This window comes from Mycolicibacterium parafortuitum (assembly GCF_002086815.1).
Taxonomy (GTDB): Bacteria; Actinomycetota; Actinomycetes; order Mycobacteriales; family Mycobacteriaceae; genus Mycobacterium; species Mycobacterium parafortuitum.
In genome coordinates this window covers 11,335-34,044 of sequence record NZ_MVID01000007.1, presented here as the reverse complement: position 1 = coordinate 34,044, position 22,710 = coordinate 11,335, and the positions used below count along the sequence as shown (strand labels likewise).

The 22,710-nt window shown below is 69.9% G+C and carries 1 protein-coding gene; it reads right to left on the bottom strand.

Features of this window, described 5'->3' with window-relative positions:
- Nucleotides 1-38: 38 nt before the first annotated feature.
- Nucleotides 39-22,703 carry a non-ribosomal peptide synthase/polyketide synthase gene (locus BST38_RS10440; RefSeq protein ID WP_083143228.1) on the bottom strand — a complete coding sequence of 7,555 codons (22,665 nt, stop codon included), beginning with the start codon at nucleotides 22,701-22,703 and terminating at the stop codon, nucleotides 39-41.
- Between the last annotated feature and the right edge of the window lie 7 nt (nucleotides 22,704-22,710).

Genomic DNA, 22,710 nt, shown 5'->3' with positions numbered 1-22,710 from the left:
CCGGTGCACCGGCGGGGCATCGGCGTATCTCGCGCTGATCACCGCTGAAGCTGTTCTGCCAGAAGCGGTCCCAACACCTCAAGAACCGGACGATCCATCAACTCGGAGTGCCTGCAGTCGAGACGAACCACCTCGAGGACGCCGCCGACATGGGTACGCCAGCCCTTCGATGCGACGCCGTCGAAATCCATCTCCAGACGTCCGGCGTCGACGAACCACACGTCACCGTCGTAGCAACCGTAATCGGCGGAGGCGGTGAGGCGTTCGGCGGCGACGTAGTTCTCGACCACGACCGCGATCTGCTCGTCGTCGAGGACCGTGATCGCATCCTCGGAGCCCTTCACCAGGTCGACGGCCTGCTCGACGGTCATCGGGGCGCCGGGCTCCACGGCGAAACCCATCTCGCGCAGCAACGCGCCGAGAACTGTTTCAGCGTGGAATGCCCCGGGATCCTCGGTCGTGTCGGTGCGCGTGTCGAGCATGCCGACGAACTCGACCTCGACGCCCCGGCTGCGCAGCACCTGCGCGGTGAGTATCGCCACCGAACCCCCGAAGGACCAGCCCAGCAGTCGGATCGGGCCGGCGGGGGCGATCTCGGTGATCCGGTCGGCGAACTCGGTCGCCAGATCAGCGATGTCGTCGGGTTGGGGGGCACCGGCGAAGGTCGTCGACTGCAGCGCGTAGATCGGGATCGCGTCGGGAAGGTGCTGTTTCAGGCCGGCGAACTGCCATCCGAGCCCGCTGGCCGGGGGCAGGCAGAACAGCGGCGGCCGGTCACCCGAGCCGCGCAGCGTCAGCACCGGGGCGAGGCCGTCTGCGATCTGACCGGCAGCTGCATCCGGGCCGTCGGACAGGCGCTCCGCGATATCGGCGACCGCCGGCGCGGCGATCAACTCGGTGACCGGTATCTGGACGCCGAATCGGTGGCGGATCCCGGTCGCCAGCCGGACCAGCAGCAGCGAATGCCCGCCGAGGGTGAAGAAATCCGCGTCGATGTCGTCGACCCGTACTGCGAGGATCTCCCCGAACAGGTCGCAGAGCCGCCTCTGCGCATCGGTGGTGGGCGGCCTCCCTGATACCGCGGCCGGCGACGGTTCCGGTAGCGCGCGGCGGTCCAGCTTGCCGCTGGGCGTCAGCGGGAACCTGTCGAGTGCGACGAACGCCGACGGCACCATGTGGCTCGGCAGCGCAGCCGAGGCGTGCCTGCGCAGCGACTCGGTGTCCCGTGCCGTATCGAAGCCCTCGGGTCCCGGCACCACGTATGCCACCAATCGGTCGCGGTGGACCAGCACCTTTGCCGACCCGACCGTCGGATGTCCGCACAGCACCGCCTCGATCTCGCCGGGTTCGATGCGCACACCGCGCAGTTTGATCTGCTCGTCGGTGCGTCCCAGGTACTCCAGCGTCGCCGGCGCCGTGCCGGTACGCCGCCAGCGGACCATGTCACCGGTGCGATACATCCGGGTGCCGGCGCCGAACGGGTCGGCGACGAATCGTTGTGCGGTCAGCCCGAACCGGCCCAGATAGCCGTCGGCGAGCTGGATACCGGCCAGATGCAGCTCGCCCGGGACACCGTCCGGGACGGGCTGAAGGTACTCGTCGAGTACGTAGGCACGTACGTTCCAACCCGGTGTGCCCAGCGACACCGCGCCGCCGTCGGCCGTCCAGCCGAGCACATCGACCGAGGCTTCGGTGGGTCCGTAGAGGTTGTGCAGCGGGACCCCGGGGAAGGTGCGGGCGAACCGTCCGGCGATCTCGTCGGTGAGCGCCTCACCGCCGACGGTGACGCGGGTCAGCGACGTGCAGGTACTCGCGTGCGGATCGTCGAGGAACAACTCCAGCATCGACGGTACGAAGTCGACCGCCGTCACCGCGTGCTCCCGGATCGTCCGGGTCAGATACCGCGGGTCGCGGTGCCCGCCGGGGTCGGCGACCACCAGTGCGGCCCCGACACTGAGCGGCCAGAACAGTTCCCACACCGAGGTGTCGAAACTGATCGGTGTCTTCACCAGCATCCGGTCGGCGCTGTGCAGCGGGTACGCGTGCTGCAGCCATGCGATCCGGTTCACGATGCCGGCATGCGGCACGGCGACGCCCTTCGGAGTGCCGGTCGAGCCGGAGGTGTACAGCACGTACGCCCACGCCGCCGGATCGACCGCGGGCAGCGCGTGGCGCTCACCGGACCGGGCCGCCCGGATGGCGTCCGCGTCATCGAGGACGACGCTGAGGGCGGCATCGGTGATCATGTACCGCAGCCGGTCGGGCGGGTACTCCGGGTCGAGAGGCAGGAAGGCCGCACCCGCCTTGGCGGCCGCGACCAGAGCCACCACGAGCTCGACCGAGCGTGGCAGGCTCACGCCGACGACAGAACCCGCCCCGCAACCCTGGTCGCAGAGCCGCGTCGCCAGCCGGTCGGACCAACCGTCCAGCGCGGCGTAGGTCAGGCGGTCGTCACCGAACCGCACCGCTTCGGCATTCGGGGTCCGTCGCGCCTGCGCCGACACGAGGACGCCCAGCGTATCCGGACCGACCGTGTGATCGGTTCGGTTGCGTTCGCCGACAACCGAATCGCGTTCGGTGCCGGTGAGCACCGGGACGTCGCCGACCCGAACCGTCGCGTCCGCGGCGGCCGCGTCGAGCACGGCGGCGAGCCTCCCGGTGAGCGTGCGCACCGAGGACACGTCGAACAGATCGCCGCTGTACTCGGTCGTCAAAGTCAGTGCCGCACCGTCACCGCCGTCTGTGAGGGTGAAGCCGAGGTCGAACATCGCCGTGCGCGTGGTCGGTTCGTGCCACTCGACGGCGTGGCCGAACAGAGATCCGTCATCGCCGTCGCGTCGGTGGTATCCGACGAACACGTTGAACAACGGATTGCGGCCGGGACGTCGCGGCGGGTTCAGGGCATCCACGACATGGTCGAACGGCAGATCCGCGTGAGAAAACGCGGCCAGGTCGGCGTCGCGGACGCGGGCGAGCAGATCGGCGAAGCCGGGGTTGCCCGACGCGTCCACGCGCAGCGCCACTGTGTTGACGAACAATCCGACCACGTCGGCGAGCACCGCCTCGTCACGCCCGGCCACCGGCGTCCCGACGACGATGTCCGGGCCCGCACCCAATCGGTGCAACAGCACCGCCGCGGCCGCGTGCAGCACCATCAGCATGCTTGCCTGGCCGTCCCGGGCCAGCCCGCGCAGGGCCTCCGCGGTCTCGGGCGTCAGCCGGTGCTGCACGACACCGCCGACACCGGACGGTACGGACGGCCGCGGCCGGTCGGTCGGAAGGAACATCTCGTCGGGCGCATCGGCCATGGCTCGGTGCCAGAAGTCGAGCCGCTGCCGCCTGGTATCGGTGAGCCGCTCGCGCTGCCACAGCGCATAGTCGGCGTACTGGACGGGCAGCGCATCGAACGCCGGGGCGGCGCCGCGCTCACGTGCCGCATAGGCGCGCTCGAGGTCACGCAGGAACGGCCCATCCGACCACTCGTCGGTCGCGATGTGGTGCAGCAGCAGCGCCACGGTGTGCCCGCGGTCATGACGGAAAACTCTCGCCCGCAACGGAATCTGCGACGACAGATCGAAGCGGTGCCGCACAGCGCGGTCGACGCGGGCATCCACCTCGGCGGATACGCAATCGACTACGTCCAGCGGCACCGGGGTGTCCTCGTGCAGGACCTGTTGGGTGAACCCGCCGCGGTGCATGCCGAACACGGTGCGCAGCGCTTCGTGCCGGGACACCACATCGCCGAGTGCCTCCGACAGCGCGGCCACATCCAGCTCGTCCGCCGTGGTGAACACCAGCGGATAGTTGTACGCGGTACCGGGGCCGCCGAGACGGTCGAGGATCAGCATGCGCTCCTGTGCCGGGGATACCGGTACCGTGGCCGGCCGCGGTCGCGCGGTCAACGCGAGGCGGGCGGGTGAGGCGGTGACGCTGTCGGTCCCGGCGTCGAGGAGGTCCGCGAGTTGGGCCACCGTCGAGTTGTCGAACACGTCGCGTAGCGACAGCTCGGTGCCCAGCGTCGCCCTGACACCGTTGATCAGCTTGATGCTCGACAGCGAATGCCCGCCGAGGGCAAAGAAATCCGCGCCGACCCCGGTGACCTCGACGGCGAGGATCTCGGAGAACAGAGCGCACAGCGCGTGTTCGGTGTCCGTGTGGGGTGCGCGCCCACAGTCGCCGAGGTCGTCGGCGGTCACCTCGGGCAGCGCCCTGACGTCGAGCTTGCCGTTGTCGGTCAACGGCAGGCGATCGAGGACTGTGATCGCCGAGGGCACCATAAAGGCGGGGAGGACGGCCTTCAGATGGGCGCGGAGTTCGTCGACCACGGTTTCGTGCTCAGGCAGCGCCGGAACCACGAAGCCGACCAGACGCCGGCCACCGGCGACGTGCGGGTCGGGCCGCGCGATGACCGCAGCCTGCGCGACGAACGGATGGGCGCCCAGCGCTGTTTCGATGTCCCCCAACTCCACGCGGTATCCGCGGATCTTGACCTGGTCGTCAGAGCGGCCGAGGAACTCCAGATTGCCGTCGGCGCGGCGCGCCACGATGTCCCCGGTGCGGTACATGCGCGAGTCGAAGCCGGTGGACGGATCGTGGAACGGGTTGGCGACGAATCGGGCCGCCGTCAGATCCGGGCTGCGCAGATATCCATGGGCCAGACCGGCGCCCGCGACGTACAGCTCGCCGGGGGTGCCGTCCGGGACGGGACGCAGCCAGGGGTCGAGAATATGGGCGGCGGTGTTCCAGATGGGTTGCCCCACTGTAGGTGTGACGCTGTCATCGGTGCCGCACCCGAGCGTGTTGATGGTGTACTCGGTCGGCCCGTAGAGGTTGTAGCCGTAGCTGGTCTCGCTGTCCCGAAGCCTTGACCACACCGCGTTCGACACCGCCTCGCCGCCGAGCAGCACCAGCACCGGCGGATGCGCGTCCGGGTCGAGCAATCCCTGCTCGAACAGCACACCGGCGTAGGTCGGGGTGACGTTGACGACATCGATCCGGCGGTCATGGCAGTAGGTGACGAGTGCGGAGGCGTCGCGGCGGAGGTTCTCATCGCAGATGTGCACCTCGTGGCCTTCGACCAGCCAGAGCAGCTCCTCCCACGACATGTCGAACGAGAACGACACGGTGTGCGCGATCCGCAGCCGCCGGCCACCGGCCTTGTCGATCGCCGGGGCGAAGATCGCGTCGAAATGGTTCAGGTGCATGTTGGTCAGGCCGCGGTGCGGTGTCACGACACCCTTCGGTCGCCCGGTGGAGCCGGAGGTGTAGATCACGTAGGCCGGATCGCCGGGGGCGGGACGGAATCCGTCCCAATCCGGCCGTGCCGCACCGTATTCGGCGACGGTCTCGACGGCGTCGAGCGCGATCACCGAGCAGTGCCGCGGGGTCAGCGGTCGGATCCGTGCCGCGACGGCCGTGGTCGTCAGCACGGCGGCCGGTCGGGCGTCGTCGAGCGTCACGGCAAGCCGCTCGTCCGGGTAGTCCAGCTCCAGCGGTAGATACGCCGCACCGGCTCGCAGCACCGCGAAAAGCGCGACCACGGTGTCGATCGAGCGGGGGATGGCCAGCGCCACGGTGTGCCCGGTACCGATGCCGCGGTGACGCAGCATCCAGGCGAGCCGGTTGATCCGGGTTTGCAGTTCGCGGTAGTCGACGTGCTCGGTACCGCATACCAGGGCGGTGAGTCCGGGGGAGCGCTCGGCGCGTCCGGCGAGCAGATCGGTCACCGCGGCCTGCGGCAGCGGGTGCCGGGTCGCGTCGGTACGGGCCTGCGCTGCGGTCCTTTCGCGGTCCAGCGCCAGCGGCGTGGCGCCGAGGGGTTCGCTGCCCCCGCCGGCAGCCAGGTGCAGCAGCACTTGGCGCAGCCGGTGGAGTAGCCGTTCGGCGCGGTCGCGGTCGACCACGTCGGGGCGGTACTCGAGCTTGACCCACAACCGTTTACCCGGGGATGCCACCCAGGTCAGCGGATAGTGTGACGCGTCGACCGAATCGTGGCCGACGATGCCGTGCTCGGATTCCAGGTCGGTGAACGTGTCGTCGTCCAGGAAATTCTGCAGCACATACAGGCTGTCGAACAGTGGACCGGAGCTGGTCAGCGCATCGCTGCCCGCAGCTGCCGCGGCTCGTTGGATGTCTCCGAGACCCAGGTACTCATGGTCCATCAGGTCGAGACGGTCGTTCTGGACCGCCCGCATCGCATCGACGGCGGGCCGGCCGGCGTGTAGCCGCACCCGGGTCGGCACGGTGTTCAGGAACAGGCCGATCACCTCGTCGATACCGTCGATCTCGGTGGGCCGGCCTGCCACCGTCGAACCGAATACGACGTCGTCACTGCCCGTTTCGTAGCCGAGGACGAGTGCCAGCGCGGTGCTCATCAGCGCGTTGAGGGTGACCCCGGCCGACCGTGCGGTGCGGCCCAGTGCGGCGGTGTCGGTCTCGGAGAGCACGAACTCGCGCCGCATCGCCAGCGTCGGCTCGGTGCCGACCGCTGCCGGCACCAGCAGCGTCGGTGCCACCAGCCCGGACAAGGTATCGGCCCACCGCCGCGCGGAGCTCTCGGTGTCCCGACCCGAAAGCCAGCGCAGGTAGTCGGTGAACGCGGCGCGCGGAGCGGGCAGGTCGGCCGTCTCGCCGGATCGGACTGCCGCGTAGTAGGCGAACAGTTCGCGCAGCAGTTGCTCGCGGGACCAGCCGTCCAGCAGCAGGAAGTGGTAACTGAAGATCAGGCGTTCGGCTCCGGTGCCGGTGCGTACCACGGTGAACCGGGCCAGCGGTGGGGTCGCCAGGTCGAAGGTGCGCAGCCGCTCCTCGGCGGTGACGCGGGCCAACTGCTCCTCGATAGCAGATGCGGAAACGCCGGTCAGGTCCACGATCTCGGGGTCGCACACCGGGTCGAGGGCGATCGCCGCGACCGGCGCCGGGACGCCGTCGGCCCAGAATGCGGACCGCAGCACCGGATTGCGCTGCATCACCGCGGAGTACGCGGCCCGTAGCGCCTCGGTGTCGATCGGTTCGGCGAAGTCGAACACGTTCTGGACGATGTAGACCGCGGCGGGGGAGTACCGCGCCTGGAAGTAGACCCCCTGCTGCAGTGGGGACAGCGGCCAGATCGTCTCGACGCGCGCGGGGACACCGGCCACGACGGTATCGATCTGCCGCTGGGTCAGCCTCACCAGCGGTGCGTCCGACGGGGTCAGCACAGTGGTGGCGGATTCTGCTGCGAGCTCGCCGAACTCACGCAACACGGCGGTCCAGTGCCCGGCGAGGTTCGCGACGGAGTCGTCGGTCATTCCCTCGTCTGCGTAGGTGAGCACCGCACGCAGCCGCGGGCCGTCCGCGGTGTCGTCGCAGTGCGCGTTGATCTCGAGCAGATACGGCGTGCCGAGGTCCGGATCCGGTGCGGTCCGAAGCGCGCGTTCCTCTGGGGCGCTGTGCCAGTCGGCTTCAGCGCCGGAACTCCACCGGCCGAGGTAGTTGAACAGCAGCTGCGGCGCGGGCAGCCTGCCCAGCGCCGAGGCCGTGCGCGGATTGCAGTAGCGCAGCTGCCCGTACCCGACGCCGCCGTCGGGTACCGCGCGCAGCGTCTCCTTGACCTCGGCCAGCGTGCCGACGAGATCACCGGGCGCAGCGCTCAGATCGAGCCGTACCGGCGCGATGGCGGTGAACCAGCCCACCGTGCGCGACAGATCGAGGTCTTCTCCCCAGCGGGCTCGGCCGTGCCGCTCGAGGTCGAGTACCAGCGGTGAGGCGGGATCGACCCCGTGTCCCGCCCGCCAGCGCCCGACCGCGAGATGCAGTGCGGCGATCAGGGTCTCGGTGACATCGGCGTTGGCCATCGCAGGGACGGTGGTCAGCAACGGAGCGGTCTCGTCGACGTCGAGGGCGATCTCGTGGTCGCGTGTCTCCCCCACGGTCAGTCCGATCGCGGCACGGGACGGATCGAGTTCGGCGCCCGGGGCCAGAGTTGCCGTCCAATGCTCGAATTCGGCGAGCCGAGCAGCCTGTTGGGCGTTCTCGGTGACGGCACGCGCATATGTGCGGTAGGACGTCGGCACCGCGGGCAGTGCACGGGCCGTCCCGGCGGCGGCCTGCTCACAGGCCTCGGCGAGGTCGTCGAGCAGGATGCGCCAGGACACCGCGTCGACAGCGAGGTGATGCACGACCAGCAGCAGCCGGCCGCGCGCGGTGTCTCCGCGATCGAACCACACGGCCTGCAGGACTTGTCCGGTCTCCGGGTCGAGCCGGTCGGCGGCCGCGTCAGACGCCACGGCGATCGTCTCGGCCAGCTCGTCGTCGCCGAGATCCGCGGCGTCCACCCGCAACACCGACGCCGGTTGTTCCGCCACGGTCTCCAGCGTCCACAGGCTCGGGACCGGGCGCACCAATCGGAGCCGCAGCGCATCGTGGCGGTGCACCACGGCGGTGATCGCGGCGTCGAGGTGCTCGGGTCTCAGACCTGCCGGGGTCAACACCAGCTCCGCCTGGTTGAACCGGCGGATCGTGCCGCCGAGTTCGGCGAGCCGGGCCACGATCGGGGTCGGCGGAACCTCGCCGGGTTCGGCACCGGGATCGCGGACCTCCTGAACGGGGCGGTCCTGACCGGCGGACGCGACAGCGGCGAGCGCCGCCGGTGTCCTGGCCACGAAGACCTGCTGCGGGGTGATCCGGTGCCCGGCTCGCCGTGCCCTGTTCACCAGCTGGATCGCGACGATGCTGTCGCCGCCCAGCGTGAAGAAATCGTCGTCGACACCGACCGGAACCCGCAGGATCTCGGTGCACAGCGCCGCGATCTCGGCGGCGACGCCTGTCGCGGCGGGCGGTGCACCGTCCTCTGCGGTGACGACATCTGCCGGATCGGGGAGCCGGTCGCGGTCGAGCTTGCCGTTGACCGTCAGCGGGAGCGCGTCCAGTGCGACGAACGCCGACGGCACCATGTAGTCCGGCAGCCGTTCGGCCAGCCGCGCGCGGACCTGCGCCACGTCGAACGAGGTGTCGGTCACCAGGTACCCGATCAGCCTGGTACGGCCGGTGTCGTCGCTGCGCGCGGCAGCGGCGGCATTGCTGATGCCGTTGAGCGCGGCGAGTGCGGATTCCACCTCGCCGAGTTCGATGCGATACCCGCGCACCTTGACCTGCTGGTCGGAGCGGCCGACGTAGACGAGGTCGCCGTCGGCAGTCCACATCGCGGTGTCGCCGCTGCGGTAGAGCCGTTCGCCGGCACCGTCGAACGGGTTCGCGACGAACCGCGACGCCGTCAGGCCGGCTCGCCCGAGGTAGCCACGAGCGAGTTGCCCACCGGCGATGTACATCTCGCCGACAACCCCCGCCGGTACCGGCTGCAGTCGCTCATCGAGCAGATGGATCCGCAAACCCGGGAGGGGTCCGCCGACCGCACTGCCCCGGGCGCCTTCGGCGTCTTTGCGCGACAGCGCCCGATGCGAGACATGCACACACGTTTCGGTGATGCCGTACATGTTGACCAGGCGCGGCGAATCCGGTGTGTCGCCATACCGGTCGAACCAGTCCGTGAGCCGGCCGGGGTCGAGTGCCTCGCCGCCGAAGACGACGTAGCGCAGGCACAGCGCGGGCTGCAGTCGGCGGTCGGCGTCGACCAACGGGTAGAACGCCGACGGCGTCTGGTTGAGCACCGTGACCCGTTCGGATTCCAGCAGCCGCGCGAAGCGTTCCGGATCCCGCGCGTCGGCCGCGTCGACGACCACGAGCCGGCCGCCGTGCAGCAGCGCGCCCCACAGCTCCCACACCGAGAAGTCGAACGCGGCGGAATGGAACATCGTCCACACGTCGCCGGGGCCGAATTCGAAGACCTCCGCGGTGCCGGCGAACAGCGCCGCCACGTTGCGGTGGCTGACCGCGACCCCCTTGGGCGCACCGGTCGAGCCGGACGTGTAGATCACGTAGGCGGCCTGGTCGGGATCGACCGCGGGCAGCCCGCGACCTGTTGAATCAGCCTGTGCCGCTTCACCTATCAGCAGCACGGACGCCGCGACATCGCGAACTCGGTCAGGGTGGTCGGTCAGCACGCACACCGGGGCGCTGTCGGCCACGATGTGCCGCAGCCGCGCCGCGGGGGAGTCGAGGTCGAGCGGCACGTAGGTACCGCCGGCCCTGACGACCGCGAGCAGGCCGACGATCAGGTCGACCGACCGGGGCAGCGCCACCGCTACCCGGGACTCGGATCGCACTCCGGCTGCGGCAAGCGCATGTGCCAGGGCGGCGGAGCGGTCGTCGAGTTCGGCGTAGGTCAGCGACGAAGAACCCGCGGTGACCGCGACTGCGGCGGGGTTGCGGCGCACCGCGGCGGAGAACGCCTCACCCAAGGTGACGTCGGGGCCGGACCAGACGCCGCCCGGCGCGAAGGCCCGCTCGGCAGCGGTACGGATGTCCACCGAACCCGTCGGCACCTCGGGGTTCTCGGCGAACGTGCGCAGGACGTGCTCGATCCTCTCGGCGTACCTGGCGGCGTCGTCGTCGCCGAGCACGCCGGCGTCGTATTTGATCTCGACGACGAGCCGCTCGTCGAGATAGGCGACAACAGACAGCGGATAGTGTGGGGCGTCGGTGCCGGTGAAACCGTGGAACGACAGCGCGTCGGTGTCCTCCGTGGTCGCGGTCGCGGGGAAGTTCTCGACCACCACCAGGGTGTCGAAGAACTCCCGCACCCCGGCCAGCCGGGAGAGCTCGGTCAGCCCGACCTGCTGGGCATCGAGCAGAGCGCCCTGCTGGTCCTGCAGCTCGGCGAAAACGGCACCGACCGACGAACGCGGTGTCCACGACACCGGCACCGGGATGGTATTGATAAGCAGACCGACCAGGGATTGCACCCCGGCGAGGTCGCCGCCGCGGCCGGACACCGTCGAGCCGAAGACCACGGTCGTGCGGTTGAGCAGCCGGCCAAGGACCAGTGCCCACGCGCCGTGCAGCGCGGTGGACATGGTGATACCGCATTCGCGTGCTCTTCGGGCAAGCTCAGCGGTCAGGCCGGCGGGCAGCCGTCGCACGTGACTGCGGTGCTTGGCGGCGCCTCGAACACCGTTGCCGTACAACAGTGTCGGCTCGACACCGTCGAGGGCGTCCGCCCAGGCGCGCCGCGCCGATTCGCGATTGCCGCCGAGTGTCGATTCGATGTGGTCGCGCAGTGTGACGGCGGCGGGGGGAAGTGCGGTGCTCGTGCTCTCGCGGACGTTGTGGTGCATGACGTTGTAGTGCTTGATGATGTCGCCGAAGATCAGCGGGTAGGACCACCCGTCGGCGACGATGTGGTGCATCGTCTGGATCAGCCGGTGCTCGGTGGTGCTGAGCGACACCAGCGTGTATCGCACCAGCGGTGCGTCGGCGAGGTCGAATGGCCGTGAGAGTTGTTCACCGGCAACCTCATCGAGCGCACCGTGTGCGACCGCGAACTCGACATCCACCTGTGCCCGGATGACCTGGGCCAGCGTGCCGTCCTCGAGCTCCCGGAAGCCCGCGCGCAGCGCCTGGTGCCGCTGCACGACGGCATCGATGCTGCGGCCCAGCGCGGCCGGGTCGAGCGGGCCGCTGAGCCCGGCGATCTGCTGGACCCGGTAGGTGTCGACGCCTTCGCCGTACACGCTGTGGAAGTACATGCCCTGCTGCAGCGGCATCAGCGGCAGCACGTCCTCGACGGGGCCGTCCTGTGCGAGCGTGTCGATGTCGTTCTGCGAGAGCCGAACCAGGGCGAAGTCGGACGGGGTGTGACCCGGCAGCGCCGAGCACCGGGTCAGCGCGTCGAGCGCGTCACGCCACAGCGTGGCGAGTTCGTCGATCTCGGAGCCGGGGAACAGCCCCTGGGGCCAGGACAGTGTCGCGGTCAGCACGGTGCCGTCGGGGCCGTCCTCGGCCAGTGCGTTGATCTCCAGCGTGCCTGCGGGATTGGCGGGGGCGACCCCTTCGCGCAGGGTGCCGAGCCCGGATGCCGCCTCCCAGCCACGCCCGGTGCGTCCGGAGAAGCGGCCCAGATAGTTGAACAGGATCTGCGGGGCGCGGCCCCGCACCGGTGCGGAACCGTCGAGGTGGCGCAGCACACCGTAACCCAGGCCGCGGTGGGGAACCGCGCGCAGCTGTTCCTTGACCGCCTTCACTGCGCGGGCCAGTCCAGGCCCCGCGCCCAGCACCTCGTCCCACGACAGCACCCCCGGGTCCACGCGGACCGGGTAGATCGCGGTGAACCATCCCACCGTGCGACTCAGATCGAGGTGGCCGGGCACCAGGTCGGCCTCGCGGCCGTGGCCTTCGAGGTTCAGCAGCGCTGCGCTGCCCTCGCCGCGGCCGCGGTCGGCACGCCACTTGTGCAGTGCCAGTGCGAATGTCGACAGCAGCACGTCGTTGACGCCGCCGTGGAAGGATGCGGGAACCGAGGACAACAATGCGGTGCCCACCGCGGCGGGCAGCGAGAAGGTGTGTTCGCGGACTGTCGCGGCGGTGTCCCGACCGGGATCTGCCGCGCGGACACCGAGAGCTGGGTCGGGCGTCGCCAACACGTCGTTCCAGTACTGCGTTTCGGTGGCGAACCGATCGGTGCTCGTCAGTGCTTCCGCCCAGGTGCGGAACGAGGTCGGGACCTGGTCGACGTGTGCGGGGTCGCCTGCGGTCATGCGTTGCCACGCTCGCGCCAGATCCTGGATCAGGATGCGCCAGGACACGCCGTCGACGACCAGGTGGTGGATCACCAGCAGCAATTGTCCTGCGGCGCCGGGGGAGTCGTACCACACGGCCCGCACCATGACACCGTCGGCCGGGTCGAGTTCCGCGGCGGAGGCCTCGGTGGCCCGCTGGAGGGTCGTCTCGGTCAGTGTGCCCGCGATGCGGGTCAGCACCTGGGCCGCAGGGGTGGTCGCGGCCGGCACTGTCAGCGTCCATCCGCCGTCGCGGTCCTGCGTTCTCGCCCGCAGCATCGGGTGTGCGTCCAGTAGCGCGGCCAGCAGGTCGCTGAGCTGGGTTTCGGTCAGCTCCGCCGGGGTGCTCAACACCATCGACTGGTAGAAGTTCGACAAGGGTGTCGCGGCCGCCATCGTCTCGGCCAGCATCGGGGTGCCGGCGATCGGCCCGACTCCCGAGTCGGGCGCGGACACGGACTCCGGTGCCGCCGTGTCGGCGAATGCCGCGACAGCGGCGACAGTCCTCCTCCGGAACACCTCGCGGGGGGTGATGCGCAGACCGGCCTTGCGGGCCCGCCCGCACACCGCGATCGACGAGATGCTGTCGCCGCCGAGGGTGAAGAAGTCGTCATCCACGCCGATGTCGTCGATGCCGAGGACGGACGACACGATGCCGAGCAGCAGCGCCTCGCGTTCGGTGCGTGGTGCTCGCGCGGTACCGGTGGTCACGGCAACGGGTTCGGGCAGCCTGGCCACGTCGAGCTTGCCGTTGATCGTCAGGGGCAGTTCGGTGACCACGCCGTACCGCGTCGGCACCATGTAACCCGGTAACCGCGCGGCGAGATGGTCGCGCAGCGCGGCGACGAAGCGTGTCGTGTCCATCGTGTTCACGGAGTCCGCGACAGCAGTCGGAACCACGTAGGCGGCAAGCGATTTCACCGGCGGTAGGCCGGAACCGGTGCGGACCACGACCGCGCACCGGTGTACGCCGTCAGCGCCGGCGAGTACCGACTCGATCTCGCCGAGCTCGACTCGGTAACCGCGGATCTTGACCTGGTCGTCGGCGCGGCCGAGGTAGTCCAGCAGCCCGGACTTGCCGGCGCGACGGCGCACAAGATCTCCTGTGCGATACATGCGGCCACCTGGGACGAACGGGTCGGCGACCATCGAGGTGGCCGTCAGACCGGGCCTGCGGTGGTAGCCACGCGCCAGACCGGTGCCCGCGATGTAGAGCTCACCGACCGCGCCGTCGGGCACCGGCCGCAGCGCGACGTCCAGGATGTAGCCGCGGGTGTTCCAGATCGGTTGTCCCACCGTCGGGGTGGCGCTGTCCTCGGTGCCGCCACCGAGGGTGTTGATGGTGTACTCGGTGGGTCCGTAGAGGTTGTACCCGGCGGTGTCAGGGTGGTCACGCAGCACCGTCCACACGTGCTCGCTGACGGCCTCGCCGCCGAGCAGCACCAGCGCCGGGGTGTGCCCGTCGAGCAGACCCGCATCGAGCAGGTGATGGGCGTAGGTCGGTGTCACATTGACCACGTCGATGTGCCGCGTCGCGCAGTACTCGACCAGCGCGGGCGCGTCACGGCGCAGCTCCTCGTCGCAGATGTGCACACGATGCCCGTCGACGAGCCAGAACAACTCCTCCCACGACATGTCGAACGAGAACGACACGGTGTGGGCGATGTTCAGCGTTCTGCCGCCCGCACGGCGCACCGTCGGCGCGAAGATCGCCTCCCGGTGGTTGAAGTACATGTTGGTCAGCCCCGCGTATCCGGTCAGAACGCCCTTCGGTGTCCCGGTCGAGCCCGAGGTGTAGATCAGATACGCGGGATGCTGCAGCCGCCGCGCCCCGGACGCGAACACACCGAGTTCCTCTTCGCTCAGCGGCTCTGCCGCGGTGGCGGCGACCGCGTCCGCGGTGCGTGGGTCGTCGAGGGTGATCACGGCTGCGCCGTGCCGCTGCCCGCACCCGGCCAGCTCGGCATTGGCCGCGGTGGTCACCAGCAGGACGGGATTCGCGTCGGCGACGATCGTGCGCAGCCGCTCGGCCGGCAAGTCGAGTTCCAGCGGCAGGTAGGCCGCGCCGGCCCTCAGCACGGCGAACAGCGCGACCACCATGTCGATGGAACGCGGTAACGCCAGTGCGACGAACGTCTCGGCCGCCGCTCCGTAGCAGCGGAGGTACCGGGCCAGCCGGCTGACCCGGTCGTCGAACTCACGGTAGGTCAGCCGTTCGGCGCCGAACACCAGGGCGATCTGCTCGGGGGTACGGTCGGCCTGCTGGGCCAGGAGTTCGGCGATGGTGATGTCGTCGACCGGCCGTGCGGTCGCCGACCATCGCCGCTCCAGCGCTTCCACGCGCGTTCGGCCGGCCAATCCGACCGCGCCCAGCGAGATGTCGGGCGCCTCGGCGACGGTCTGCAACGTGGTGAGCAGTTGGGCGACCATCTCCTGCGCGCGGGTTTCGCCGACCACGCGGTGCTCGAGTTTGACGGTCAGTTCTCGTCCGGGTGTCAGCACCCAGGTCAGCGGGAAATGCGTGGTGTCGTGGTAGTCGACACCGATGATGCCGTGCTCGGCCTCCATATCGGCGAATGTGTCGTCGCCGAGGAAGTTCTGCAGCACCAGCAGGGTGTCGAACAGCGCATCGCCGGTGTCGCCGGCGGTCCGGTGGATCTGGCCGAGGCCGAGGTGGTCGTGGCGCATCATCGCCACGCGCTGCTCGGCGATCGCACGTATCGCGGTGGCGGCCGTCCTCGTCGGGGACAGATCCACCCGCACAGGCACGGTGTTCAGGAACAGCCCGATCGTCTCGTCGATACCGCTGATCTCGCCGGGTCGGCCCGCGACCGTGGTACCCAGCACGGCATCCGTGGTCCCGGCGTGGTAACCGGTCACCAGCGCGACCGCCGCGGTCACCACCGAATTCAGGGTGACACCCAGTTCGGTCGCGACGACGTGCAATTGCGAGGTGATCCGCTCGGGCACGGTCACGACGATGCGTCCCGGCTCGGTATCCGCGGCCGCGTCGGGATGACCGGGGGTTACGCCGCTGGCCAGGGTCGGCTCGGAGAGCCCCGCGAGCAGCGAGGCCCAAGCCTGTGTGGCCCCGTCCTGACCGATCTCGTCCACCCAGCGCAGATACCGCGTCACGACTTCGCCGTGCGGTTCGACCGCGCCGGCGGCACCGCTTCCTGTGAGGTGGGATGCGTACAGAGAGAACAACTCCCGCAGGAAGAGTTCCCGTGACCAGCCGTCGAACAACAGGAAGTGGTAGGTCAACAGGATCCGGTCCCGGCAGCCCGGCAGCCGGATCACGGTGAGCCGCAGCAGCGGTGGAGTCGCCACCTCGAACGGGGTGCTGCGGTCGGTCCGGGCGATGCGCGCGGCCTCTGCGCTCGGGTCACGGTGGGATCCGTCGGCGAGGTCCACGACGGTGATCGCCGACGGCGGGTCGGTGATGACCACCTGGACGAGGTCGGTGGCGCCCGCCGGCGGGGTGTCCTCGACGTGCTCGACGGTGCGGAAGCCCGCCCGCAGCTGGGGATGGCGCCGCAGCATCGAGGTGAATGCGTGCTGGAGCGCGGCGATGTTGACGCGGCGGTCGAGATCGAACGTGTTCTGCGCGAGATACGTCGCGGTCGCCGCGTCGCCGAGGGCGCTCTGGTAGTAGACGCCCTTCTGCAACGGCGACATGGCCCAGATGTCCTCGATGCTCTCGGTCTTCGTGATCTTCTGCAGCGTCGCGTCGGACAGCGTCACGGTGCCGAAGCGGGGGATCCGGGGCCGGCCGGATTCGCCGGTCGCCACGGTGTCGGCCGCCGCCGCGATCCCGACCGGTGTGCGGCCGCGGAACACGTCCTCGGTCGTCACGTGCAGCCCGGCGCGCGCCAGCCGGCTGGCGAGCCGGATCGCCGAGATGCTGTCGCCGCCGCGGCTGAAGAAGTCCGCTTCGGCACCGACGCGTGGCACGCCGAGAACGTCGGCCATCAGATCGGCGACACGTTGCTGCCGGGCATCGGATGGCGCGAGAAAACCGCCGTCACCGCACTCCTCGGTGAGGAGGAACCGCAATACCGTGGTATCGCGTTTGCCGTTGGGCAGCAGCGGTATCGCGTCGACGGTGACCAGTGTGCGCGGGACGAGGTGGCGCGGCAGCTCGGCGGCCAGCGCCGACATCAGATCGTCGGGGTCGGTGCCGTCGGTGACCACGAAGGCCACCAGTGCCGCGCCGTGGGCGATCACGCAGGCTTCCGACACCCCGGGCCTCGCGCGCAGTACCGCCTCGATCTCGCCGGGCTCGATTCGGTAACCGTTGACCTTCAATTGGTCGTCGCACCGGCCGGCGAAGACGACCTGTCCGTCGGGCATTCTGGCGCCCAGATCGCCGGTGCGATACATCCGCCGGCCGTCCGCGGTGGCGACGAATCGTGTCGCGGTCTGGCCGGGCCGGTCCAGGTAGCCGCGGGCCAGTTGGGCTCCGCCGACGTAGATCTCGCCGATCACACCGTCGGGGAGGTCGGCGAGGTGGTCCCCGAGGATCCGGATCGCGGCGCCGGGCACAGGATGCCCGAGGGTGACCGGTGTCTGCTGTTGCGCACCGGCCAGGACGTCGCCGGTCACCTCCGAGGACCCGTACGAGTTCACGACCTCGGCGTCCGGGCACGCGGTGCGCAGCGCCGCGAGATGTCCCGGGGTGAGCGCTTCCCCGCTGACGATCCAGCGCCGCAGCGTGCCCAGCTGGCCGGGATGCTCGTCGGCCAGCGCGGCCGCCAACGACGGCACTGCGACGAGTTGGGTGACCCGATGGCCGGCGGTGAGCGCGGCCAGGCGTCCGCCGTCGCGGACCGCGTCGTCGCCTGCCAGCACCGTGGCCGCACCCGCGGCGAGCCCGGCGAGCATTTGAGTGGTTCCGTCGATGAACGACAGGGAGCTCTTGGCCAGCCGGGTCGGGGCGGGCCAGTCCCGGACCGCCCAGGCGAGCCGGTTGGACAGTGCGCCGTGCGTACCGACCACGGCCTTCGGTTCTCCGGTCGAGCCGGACGTGAAGAGCACCGACACCGCATCGAGCGGCGAGACGGCGACCGGTGTGAGACCGGGATCAGTGGAATCGGATTCGTCGGTGTCGACGACGGATGTGGTGGCGGGCAGCCCACCGGTCAGCACATCGCGGCCATGGCGGTCGACCAGCACCGCGCGTGGTCGGGCGTGAGCGAGCATGTACTCCAGCCGCGCACGCGGGTAGGACAGGTCCAGCGGCAGATAGGCCGCGCCGGCCATCACGACCGCCCACAGTCCCGCCACCAGATCGGCCGACCGGGTCATGCCGAGGCCGACGACGTCGCCGCGGCCGACACCGGAGTCCGCCAGTCGGCGGGCGAGCCCCGCGGCGCGCCGGTCGAGTTCGGCGAACGTCAGCGCCCCGTTGTCGGTGAGTAGCGCCGGCAGGTCGCGGTGCGCGGAGATGGCGGACCCGATCACGTCGGTGACCGTCGTGCCGGCGACGGGTTCGGCCGCAACCGACTTGGCGATGTGCAGCTGTGCGTAACGCGCCCCCGGGTCCGTGGCGATCGTGCTGAGCACGTCGGCGAACGTGCGGATGACCGTGTCGGCGAACACGTCCGAGACGTGCTCCCGGTCGTTGGTGACGGTGACGCTCACGGTGTCGCGAACGGTGATCATCACCGAGATCGGATAGTGCGGAGCCTCGACCACCTCGATCTCGCCGAGGTGCAGGTCAGTGGTGGAATGCGTGGTGGCCCCGAGGTTCTCGATCACCACCAGGGAATCGAACAACATGTCCAGGCCGGCGATCCGGTGCGCTTCGGTGAGCGGCAGGTGGTGATGATCGAGGACCGCCGACTCGGCCTCGGCCAGGTGCGCGGCCACCGTCGAGATCGCGTCGCCATGATCCCATCGGACCCGGATCGGAATCGTGTTCACGAGAAGTCCGACCATCCGGTCGAGGCCGGCGAGATCGCCGGACCGCCCGGAGACGACGGTGCCGAAAACGACGTCGTTGCGCCCGGTCAACCGGCCCAGTGTCAACGCCCACGCGGTGTGCAGCATCGTGCTGACCGTGACACGGGCCGCAGCGGCGCGCTCGGACAGTGCCGCACGTGCGATCGGGGATGAAGTCCTTCGGCCGAACCCGTGGCCGCCGCCGCGGAGACCGTCCAGCGGCGCCAGCAGTGTCGGTGCGTCCACGCCGGTCAGCAGCGATGCCCACGCCGCACCGTCGGCGTCCTCGTCGCGGGATCTCAGCCATTGCACGAAATCGACGAATCGTGCGGCGGGACCGTCGAAGTCGGCACCGGAGTATGCGATCAGCAGGTCATCGAGAACCAGCGGCACCGACCAGCCGTCGGCGACGATGTGATGAACCGTCTGGATCATCGTGTACCGGTCGTCGCGACGCACCAGGGTGTAGCGAGTCAGCGGCGGCGCGGCCAGATCGAAGGGTCGCCTGCGCTCCCGTTCGGCGTGCCGGGCCACCGCGGCCTCGGCGAGCTCGGCCGACATCCCGCGAGCGTCGACCACGTCGAAGTCGGGGGCTGCCACCGCCGCGTGTACGGCGATCGGCGTGCCGTCGGTGACGGTGGTGAACGCAGCCGACAGCGACCGGTGCCGAGACGCCACGATCTCGGTGGCCCGCTGGAACCGCTCGACGTCGAGCGACCCGTGGATGTCGACGACCTGCTGCACGACATACGGGTCGGTGCGCCGGTTGAACGTCGAATGGAAGTAGATGCCGTGCTGCGCCGGAGTCAGCGGTATTACGTCCGTCAGGCCGGGGTACCGGCTTTCCAGCTCGCCGACATCGGCGGCATCCAATGCCACCGAGGGGAAATCGGAAGGGCTGTGCCCGCGGACGTCGTCGCAGCCGGCGATGGTCGTCATCAGCTCGGTCCAGCGCTGCGCCAACGTCGCGACCTCGGCCTCCGCGACGGCACCCGAAGGCCAGCTGAACGTCGCGCGCAGGACGGGGCCCGTACCGGTGTCCGCGGCTTCGGCGTTGATCTCCAACAGTCGAGGCAGCGGCATCCCCGGGTCGCGGCCCTCCAGCACAGCCGCGCCGGTGTCGGCGAACGCCCAGGGCCGGTCCGTGGTGTCGAAGCGGCCGAGGTAGTTGAACAGCACCTGCGGCGCGGCATCGAGCCGGCCGTCTGTGTTTGTCAGGTACCGCAGCGCACCGTAGCCGATACCGTGCGACGGCACCGCCCGCAGCTGGTCCTTGACCGACCGGACCGCTGCGGCCAGCGCCGAGCCGTCTGTCAGTGCCGCACGGTGATCGAACGCGTCGTCGCGCAGCGCGACGGGGTAGAGCGTGGTGAACCAGCCCACGGTCTCGGACAGGTCGATATCGCCGACCGTGTGGGCCTCGCGGCCGTGACCTTCCATCTCGACGAGAAGGCCTTCTGCGCAGGAGATTCCGCGCTCGTCGAGCCAGTTCCGCAGAGCCAGGTACAGCGCCGCCACCATCGCATCGTTGACATGACCGTGGATGCGGTCGGGGACCTCGGTGAGCAGTTGCTCCGAAACCGTCGGAGGCAGTTCCACGGTGAGCCTCGCCTCGGTGGCGACCGTGTCGCGTGCGGGCTCCAGAGGCCGGTTGCCCCAGCGCGGTTCGACGATGCCGCAGGTGTGCTCCCAGTACTCCCGGTCACCGTCGAACGCGCCGCGGCCCGCCGCGTCGGAGAGCTGGGTGGCCCAGGACCGCCACGGCGTACGGGGTTCGGGCAGCGCGATCGCACCTGTCCGGCACAGCTGGCGGTGCGCAGTGGCGACGTCCTCGGCCAGGATCCGCAGCGATACACCGTCGACGACGATGTGGTGGGCGACCACCACGAGGCGATTCGCGGCACGCAGCCAGCCCGCGGCCAGCATCGCGCCGGCGGCGGGATCGAGCAGCCGCAGCAGGCGGTCGCGCATGGATTCGACATCCTCACCGGGTTCGCCGGTCAGCAGCGGGATCCGGGGGGCGGTCTTCGGGATGTCGAGTGCAGACGCAGCTCCGGTCGTGGATGCCCACAGCAGGTGATGGCGGGACATGACCGCGTCGATGATGTCGCGCAACGCGAAACGAGTCAGGTCGCCGGGCGTCACCAGCGTCATGCCCTGGTAGAAGCCGCCCAGCACGGATGCGCCGGGCAGTCCGGCGATCTCGTCGAGCCAGTGCAGGATCGGGGTGGCGGGGACCGGGCCGACGGGGTCGACCGGTTGCGCGTCGATCGGCGACGCCTCGACGAGCAGTGGTGCCAGCGCTTCGACCGTACGGTGGGCGAACATGTCCCGCGGCCGCAGTCCGTAGCCGGCCGAACGGACCCTGCTGACCACCCGGATCGCGACGATGCTGTCGCCGCCGAGGCTGAAGAAGTCGTCGTCGGCTCCGACGGCGTCGAGATCGAGGGCGTCGGCGAAGGCACGGGCCAGCACGATCTCGCGCGGAGTGCGCGGTGCCCGGCCGCGGCCGGCCGCGGTCGCGGCGCCCGGAGTGGGCAGCGCGCGGCGGTCGGTCTTGCCGTTGGCCGTCAACGGGATCCGGGAGATTCCGGCGAACAGCGAGGGCACCATGTAGTCGGGGAGCCGGGAGCGCGCCCAGTCCGCGACCTGGGCATGCAGTTCGGCACCGTTGTCGATACCGTCCGCCGCGACGATGTAGCCGACGAGCTGATCCGCGCCGCCCTGGCGGTGCACGGTGACCACCGCCCGGCGCACCGCGGGATGCTCGCAGAGCTGTGATTCGATCTCCTCGAGTTCGATCCGCCGCCCGCGGATCTTGACCTGGTTGTCGGCGCGGCCGAGGAACTCCAGCGAACCGTCTTCACTCCAGCGGGCCAGATCCCCGGTGCGGTACATGCGGGACCCGTTGTCGTCGAAGGGATTCGCGACGAACCGTGCCGCCGTCAGCGGCGCGGCGTTCACGTAGCCGCGGCCGAGCAGGAAACCGGCGGCGTAGAGCTCACCACCGACACCCGGTGGCACCGGGCGCAGCGCTTCGTCGAGCACGTAGAGCTGGGTGTGCGGATTCGGCCGCCCGATCGAGGTCGCGATCCGTTCCGCGGAGTCCCGGTAGATCACGTGCGAGACACCGATGGTGGCCTCCGCAGGGCCATATCCGTGATAGAGCGTGGTGGACAGTCGGTCGCGGAACCGGGCGAACAGATTGGGAGTCAACACCTCTCCGCCGCACCAAACGTGCCGCAGTGAGGTCAGCGAACTCTGACCGGATGGGGTCAGGCGGTCCAGTTCGAGCAGGGTGTCGAGCATCGAGGAGACCAGGTAGACGAACGTGACCCGCTGATCGCGGATGAGAGCGAGTAGATACTCGGGGTCCTTCTCACCATCGGGCCGGGCCACCACCACACGACCCCCGCAAATCAGCGGAAGCAGGATCTCATTGACCGAGATGTCGAACGACAGTGGCGCTTTGAACAGCGATGCGTCGGTGTCGCCGAAGTGCAGGATATGGTCTCGTTGCCACACCAACCGCTCGGCGATCGCGTCGTGCCGGATCATCGCGCCCTTGGGCTTACCCGTCGAACCCGACGTGAAGATCACATAGGCAAGCTGTGCCGGTCGTACCGCCACGGGAGGCGCGACTGCGGGCTCGTCGCCGAAGCGCCAGTCCCGCAGGTCCACGACCGAGGTGTCGACGCCCCAGTCGCTACTGTCCGGCGACGAGACGAACGCCGCCCGCGCCCTGGAGTCGGTCAGCACCTGTCGGCGCCGGTGGGCGGGCCAGGCCGGGTCGAGCGGCACGAACGCCGCGCCGGCGACCATCGAGGCCAGCACGCAGACGACCATCTCGGCCGAGCGTGGCAGCCCGACCGCCAGCACCGACTCGGCGTCCGCACTCGTCCGGCTGATCGCCTGGGCCAGTTGGTTCACCCGCTCGGCGAGCTCGTGATAGGTCATCTGCCGGTCACCGTCGACGACGGCGACGGCGTCCGGGGTCCTCGCGCATTGCGCGGCGAACAGTTCGGGTACCGTCGACGTGGTGTCCGGTGTCGAGCGGTCGTTCCACTCCTCGAGCAGCCCGGCGATGTCCAGTGAATTCGCGGTCACGTACCGA